Source organism: Pseudomonas sp. FW300-N1A1, assembly GCF_058789115.1.
On the sequence record NZ_JBYTBK010000053.1, the window covers coordinates 22625 to 28624 of the forward strand.

Annotated in this window: 5 protein-coding genes; 2 read left to right on the top strand and 3 right to left on the bottom strand. The window is 60.6% G+C overall.

Annotated elements, in window-relative coordinates; translation table 11 throughout:
- Window positions 1-385 precede the first annotated feature (385 nt).
- From AC3WQN_RS23570 to AC3WQN_RS23580, 3 genes are all read right to left on the bottom strand, one after another.
- The gene (locus AC3WQN_RS23570; RefSeq protein ID WP_095144855.1) at window positions 386-967 is read right to left on the bottom strand and encodes an IMPACT family protein; all 582 of its coding nucleotides are present in this window, start codon (window positions 965-967) and stop codon (window positions 386-388) included.
- Window positions 968-977: 10 nt separating this feature from the next.
- Window positions 978-1628: a TetR/AcrR family transcriptional regulator gene (locus AC3WQN_RS23575; protein WP_103402301.1), complete on the bottom strand. Its 651-nt coding sequence runs from the start codon at window positions 1626-1628 to the stop codon at window positions 978-980.
- Window positions 1629-1738: 110 nt separating this feature from the next.
- Window positions 1739-2659, bottom strand: coding sequence for a LysR family transcriptional regulator (locus AC3WQN_RS23580; RefSeq protein WP_103402300.1), 921 nt, complete (start codon window positions 2657-2659; stop codon window positions 1739-1741).
- 139 nt (window positions 2660-2798) lie between these two features.
- On the opposite strand from AC3WQN_RS23580, the gene aptA reads away from it, so the two are divergent.
- Window positions 2799-4148 (top strand): omega-aminotransferase AptA, encoded by a 1350-nt coding sequence (aptA, locus tag AC3WQN_RS23585; protein WP_095144857.1) that lies wholly within the window; start codon window positions 2799-2801, stop codon window positions 4146-4148.
- A 188-nt stretch (window positions 4149-4336) separates the two neighbouring features.
- Window positions 4337-5830, top strand: coding sequence for a CoA-acylating methylmalonate-semialdehyde dehydrogenase (locus AC3WQN_RS23590; RefSeq protein WP_103402299.1), 1494 nt, complete (start codon window positions 4337-4339; stop codon window positions 5828-5830).
- Window positions 5831-6000: the final 170 nt, after the last annotated feature.

Below are 6000 nucleotides of genomic sequence, written 5' to 3' on the forward strand. Positions count from 1 at the left end.
GATTGGCTGCAGGATGGATCCTGTAATGTTTGGTTAAAAAATGATCATTCGGCTGCAGCCTATGCTGGCCATGCCACTGCGCGAGGCATGAACGGGTTATCCACAGGTTGCTCCACAGTAATTGTGCGCAAGCCAAAAGCCTGGGCATAAGCACTGGAGGGCTTTGTTCTAAAGGTGCTAAACCGTTCCAAGCCATTGTTTTTCGATGGAATTGAAAGGTTTGAGATGATTCTGGTCAAAAATCGATCAATCCCCGCAAGGCCACGTGACAGAAGGGCTACAGCGCTGTGTGCTCAGGTTATCCACAGTCGGGTGCACAGCGGCTGTGGGCAAGTGCTGGCGAAGTTGGCATGCCGCGTTGCCCCAAAACATGGCGGGCGGTTGTTCAGCGCTGTAACACAATCCGCCCGCGACTCAGGCCGGCCAATTGCTCCTGCAAGGTCTGGATCTGTGTTTCGCCCACGGCCAGTTGCAGGTCCACGCCGTTTGCGGTGAACGTCTCGTCCACCACCAGGCCGCCGAGTTCGGCGACGCGCAGCTTGACCAAGGCCAGCTCGCTGAAGCCACAGGCACAGCTGAGCGGCACGCGGCTGATCAGCTCGATTTTCGCGGCGCCTTGCAGGCACTTGTTGGCGCTGCCGCCATAGGCTCGGGCGAGGCCACCGGTGCCCAATTGGATACCGCCGTACCAGCGAATCACCAGCACCGCGACCTGGTCGCAGTCCTGCGCCTCGATGGCGGCGAGTATCGGTCGGCCGGCGGTGCCACCGGGCTCGCCGTCATCGCTGCTGCGGTACTGGTCGGCGAGTTTCCAGGCCCAGCAATTGTGCGAAGCGTTCAGGTCACTGTGCTGTTCGATAAAGGCCTGCGCCTCGGCGGCGGTGGTGATCGGCGCCGCGAGAGCAATGAAGCGGCTTTTGCGAATCTCTTCGCGGTATTCGCAAAGTCCTTCGAGGGTAAAAGGCATGGCGTGGGTCTTAAATGGCAGGCGTGAGGCCGCAGCCTTTGAGAATGATACGGATCAGATTGTTGCCGGCGTCTTCCATGTCCTGTTTGGTCAGCTTGCTGCGACCGGTGACGCGGCAGATTTGCGTGGCGAAGTCGGCATAGTGCTGGGTGCTGCCCCATAGCAGGAAGATCAGGTTCACCGGGTCGACGGGGTCCATTTTGCCAGCGTCGATCCAGGCCTGGAACACGCGTGCACGGCCCAGGAACCAGGCGCGGTAGTCCTGGTTGAAATACTCGGTCAGGCATTCGCCACCACTGATGACTTCCATGGCGAACACGCGCGAAGCCTGCGGCTGGCGGCGCGAGAATTCCATCTTGGCGCGGATATAGCGGGTCAGCGCTTCGCTCGGATCGTCCTCGGCCGTCAGGGTGTTGAAAGTGCTGTCCCACAACTGGACGATGTTGCTCAACACCGCGATGTACAGGCCCAGCTTGTTGGTGAAGTAGTAATGCAAGTTGGCCTTGGGCAGCCCGGCATTCTGCGCGATGGTGTTCATGCTGGTGCCTTTGAAGCCGTGGCGCGCGAATTCGACTTCGGCGGCCTTGAGTATCGCGTCTTCGTTTTTCTGGCGAATGCGGCTGGCGGGTTTACCGGCGTGGGCAGGGACTTCAAGGGTCATGGATGTTTCCGGGCAGGTCAGTGGGGGCGCCTGTGCGTTGATAGCGCACCCACGGGAATCCGACAAGTCTTGTCGTGCCAAAAGCGCTCAGGCGCGCAAGTTCCAGGCGGTCAGCGTGTCGCCGCCAGGCTCTCGAGAAAACTTTCCAGCACCAGATGTGGGCGCCGTCCCTTGCGTGTGACCGATGCCAGGCTCAGGTCATAGAAGCGGGTGTCGGGCTTGAGCGCGCGTAGGCGCCCCTGCTGGACCCACAGGCTGGCGTAGTGATCCGGCAGGTAGCCGATGTAGCGTCCGGTCAGAATGAGAAACGCCATGCCCTCGCGGTCCGAGGCGCTGGCGGTGCAGTTGAGCGCCTGGTAATGGGCCTGAATCTCGGCGGGTAAACGGAAGGTCGGGGCAATGGCGTCCTGGCAGTTGAGGCGTTCATCGTCCAGTTGCTTGTCGTCGACATAAAACAGCGGGTGGCCGACGGCGCAATAGAGCAGCGAGCGCTCGCTGTACAGCGGCTGGTATTCAAGACCTGACAAGGCACTGGCCTGGGGCACCACGCCGACATGCAGGCGGCCGTCGAGCACGCCTTGCTCCACTTCATTGGGGGCGATCATGCGGATCTGGATCTGCACATCCGGCCCGCGCTCCTTCAGTTGCGCCAGGGCGTGGGTGATGCGCATGTGGGGCAAGGTCACCAGGTTGTCGGTCAGGCCGATGGTCAACTCGCCGCGCAAGTGCTGGTGCAGGCCGTTGACCTCGGTACGAAAACTTTCCAGGGCGCTTAACAATTGCAACGCCGATTGGTAGACCTCACGGCCTTCCTCCGTCAGTGAGAATCCGGCGCGGCCGCGCTGGCACAGGCGCAGGCCGAGGCGTTGTTCGAGATCGCTCATCTGCTGGCTGATGGCCGAGCGACCGATGCCGAGCACGCTTTCGGCCGCGGAGAAGCCACCGGATTCGACCACGCTGCGAAAGATCCGTAGCAGGCGGATATCAAAATCGCTGACTTGCGCCAGTGGATCGGGTCGACGGCTGCTCATGCGGCTTACTCAAAAGTTTAGTGGGTGGCTGACTGAAGGTTATAAAAGTTGGATTTCACAGACTTTATCCCCGTGGCAATTTAGCTGCAACAGCGCTTTTTAATCCCTACGCCGCTTTTTGCCTTGCGAGGTTTTGCCCATGAACTTGCCTGAAAACGCCCCGACATCCCTGGCCAGCCAGCTCAAGCTCGATGCTCACTGGATGCCGTACACCGCCAACCGCAACTTCCAGCGTGACCCGCGCCTGATCGTGGGGGCTGAAGGCAGCTGGCTGATCGACGACAAGGGCCGCAAAGTCTATGACTCGCTGTCCGGTCTGTGGACCTGCGGCGCCGGGCATACCCGCAAGGAAATTCAGGAGGCAGTGGCCAAGCAACTGGGCACCCTCGATTACTCGCCAGGCTTCCAGTACGGTCACCCGCTGTCGTTCCAGCTGGCTGAGAAAATTACTGCGCTGACGCCGGGCAACCTGAACCATGTGTTCTTCACTGACTCCGGCTCCGAGTGCGCCGATACCGCGGTGAAGATGGTCCGTGCCTACTGGCGTCTGAAAGGCCAGGCGACCAAGACCAAGATGATCGGTCGTGCCCGTGGCTACCACGGTGTGAACATCGCCGGCACCAGCCTCGGTGGCGTCAACGGCAATCGCAAGCTGTTTGGCCAGGCAATGATGGACGTCGATCATCTGCCGCACACGTTGCTGGCCAGCAATGCCTATTCTCGTGGCATGCCGGAGCAGGGCGGTATTGCCCTGGCTGACGAGTTGCTCAAGTTGATCGAGCTGCATGACGCGTCGAACATCGCGGCAGTGTTCGTCGAGCCACTGGCCGGATCCGCCGGTGTGCTGGTGCCGCCTCAGGGCTACCTCAAGCGCCTGCGCGAAATCTGCGATCAGCACAACATCCTGCTGGTGTTCGACGAAGTGATCACTGGTTTCGGCCGTACCGGTGCGATGTTCGGTGCCGACAGCTTCGGCGTGACCCCGGACCTGATGTGCATTGCCAAACAAGTGACCAACGGTGCTATTCCGATGGGCGCGGTCATTGCCAGCTCCGAGATCTACCAGACCTTCATGAACCAGGCGACGCCGGAATACGCAGTGGAGTTCCCGCACGGCTACACCTATTCGGCGCACCCGGTGGCTTGCGCTGCTGGCCTGGCGGCGCTCGACCTGCTGCAAAAGGAAAACCTGGTGCAGAGCGTGGCCGAGGTGGCCCCGCATTTCGAGAATGCACTGCACGGCCTCAAGGGCTCGAAGAACGTCATCGACATCCGTAACTATGGCCTGGCCGGTGCGATCCAGATCGCCGGGCGCGACGGCGATGCGATCGTGCGTCCATTCGAGGCAGGCATGGCGCTGTGGAAAGCCGGCTTCTATGTGCGCTTTGGCGGCGACACCCTGCAATTCGGCCCAACCTTCAACAGCAAGCCGCAAGACCTCGATCGTCTGTTCGACGCGGTCGGCGAAGTGCTGAACAAGATCGACTGATTCGACACTTGTAGGAGCAGCCGGTCGACGCTCGAGTGCTCGCGATGGACGTTAACGATGAAGGGGGCTGACTGGATGAACGCGGCGCCCTCACCTCCTTCGCGAGCACGCTCGCTCCTACAAAAAAGCTATCTATATAGCAGGCGCCCGGTGACGGGCGCTTGTGGACAATTTTTCAGGAGCCCCGCATGAGCCTCATCCCACATTTGATCAATGGTGAACTGGTGACCGACCACGGTCGCAGCGCTGACGTGTTCAACCCGTCTACCGGCCAGCCGATCCATAAAGTGCCATTGGCCAGTCGCGAAACCATTCAACAGGCCATCGATGCCGCCAAGGCAGCCTTCCCGGCCTGGCGCAACACGCCGGCGGCCAAGCGGGCCCAGGTGATGTTCCGCTTCAAGCAATTGCTGGAGCAGAACGAAGCGCGCATCTCGCAGTTGATCAGCGAAGAGCATGGCAAGACCCTGGAGGACGCGGCGGGTGAACTGAAGCGCGGGATCGAGAACGTCGAATTCGCCTGTGCCGCTCCGGAAATCCTCAAGGGCGAATACAGCCGCAACGTCGGCCCGAACATTGATGCCTGGTCCGACTTCCAGCCGCTGGGCGTCGTGGCCGGTATCACGCCGTTCAACTTCCCGGCCATGGTGCCGCTGTGGATGTACCCGCTGGCGATCGTCTGCGGCAACTGCTTCATCCTCAAGCCGTCCGAGCGCGATCCAAGCTCGACGCTGCTGATCGCACAGCTGTTGCTGGAAGCCGGTTTGCCAAAAGGCGTGATGAACGTGGTGCATGGCGACAAGTCCGCGGTGGACGCACTGATCGAAGCGCCGGAAGTCAAAGCCTTGAGCTTCGTCGGTTCGACGCCGATTGCCGAGTACATCTATGCCGAAGGCACCAAGCGCGGCAAGCGCGTTCAAGCACTGGGCGGCGCGAAGAACCATGCGGTGCTGATGCCGGATGCGGACCTGGACAATGCCGTGAGCGCATTGATGGGGGCGGCTTACGGTTCTTGTGGCGAGCGTTGCATGGCGATCTCGGTGGCCGTGTGCGTCGGTGACCAGGTGGCGGATGCCCTGGTGGCCAAGCTGGTGCCGCAGATCAAGGCACTGAAAATTGGTGCCGGCACCTCTTGCGGCCTGGACATGGGGCCGCTGGTCACCGGTCAGGCGCGCGACAAAGTCAGCGGGTATGTGGATGACGGCGTCGCGGCCGGTGCGACCCTGGTGGTCGATGGTCGTGGCCTGAGCGTTGCAGGGCATGAGGAAGGCTTCTTCCTGGGTGGCTGCCTGTTCGACAACGTCACGCCAGAGATGCGTATCTATAAAGAAGAGATCTTCGGGCCGGTACTGTGCGTCGTTCGGGTCAACAGCCTGGAAGAGGCGATGCAACTGATCAACGATCACGAATACGGCAACGGCACCTGCATCTTCACCCGTGACGGTGAAGCAGCGCGGTTGTTCTGTGACGAGATCGAAGTCGGCATGGTTGGCGTGAACGTTCCATTGCCGGTGCCTGTGGCCTACCACAGCTTTGGCGGCTGGAAGCGTTCGCTGTTTGGCGACCTGCATGCGTATGGCCCGGATGGCGTGCGCTTCTATACCCGTCGCAAGGCGATCACCCAGCGCTGGCCACAACGTGCCAGCCATGAAGCGTCGCAGTTCGCATTCCCTAGCTTGTAAGTAGAAGGGTAGAAGGCCGGCCCCTCTCGTATGGAAGAGGAGGGCCGGCCTTCGTGTTTTCGGGGGTTTTTGAACAATATGACAGTTTTATGAAATTAGCAGTTGACGGCGAATTTTATCTGTCTATAATTCGCCCCACTTCCGGCGCAGTCGAAACGGAAAACTCCTTG

What these genes read in the sequence shown, in the direction of transcription:
- AC3WQN_RS23590 (WP_103402299.1), top strand. Translation starts at nt 4,337, where the DNA reads ATGAGCCTCATCCCACATTTGATCAATGGTGAACTGGTGACCGACCAC.
- AC3WQN_RS23570 (WP_095144855.1), bottom strand. Translation starts at nt 967, where the DNA reads ATGCCTTTTACCCTCGAAGGACTTTGCGAATACCGCGAAGAGATTCGC.
- AC3WQN_RS23575 (WP_103402301.1), bottom strand. Translation starts at nt 1,628, where the DNA reads ATGACCCTTGAAGTCCCTGCCCACGCCGGTAAACCCGCCAGCCGCATT.
- aptA (WP_095144857.1), top strand. Translation starts at nt 2,799, where the DNA reads ATGAACTTGCCTGAAAACGCCCCGACATCCCTGGCCAGCCAGCTCAAG.
- AC3WQN_RS23580 (WP_103402300.1), bottom strand. Translation starts at nt 2,659, where the DNA reads ATGAGCAGCCGTCGACCCGATCCACTGGCGCAAGTCAGCGATTTTGAT.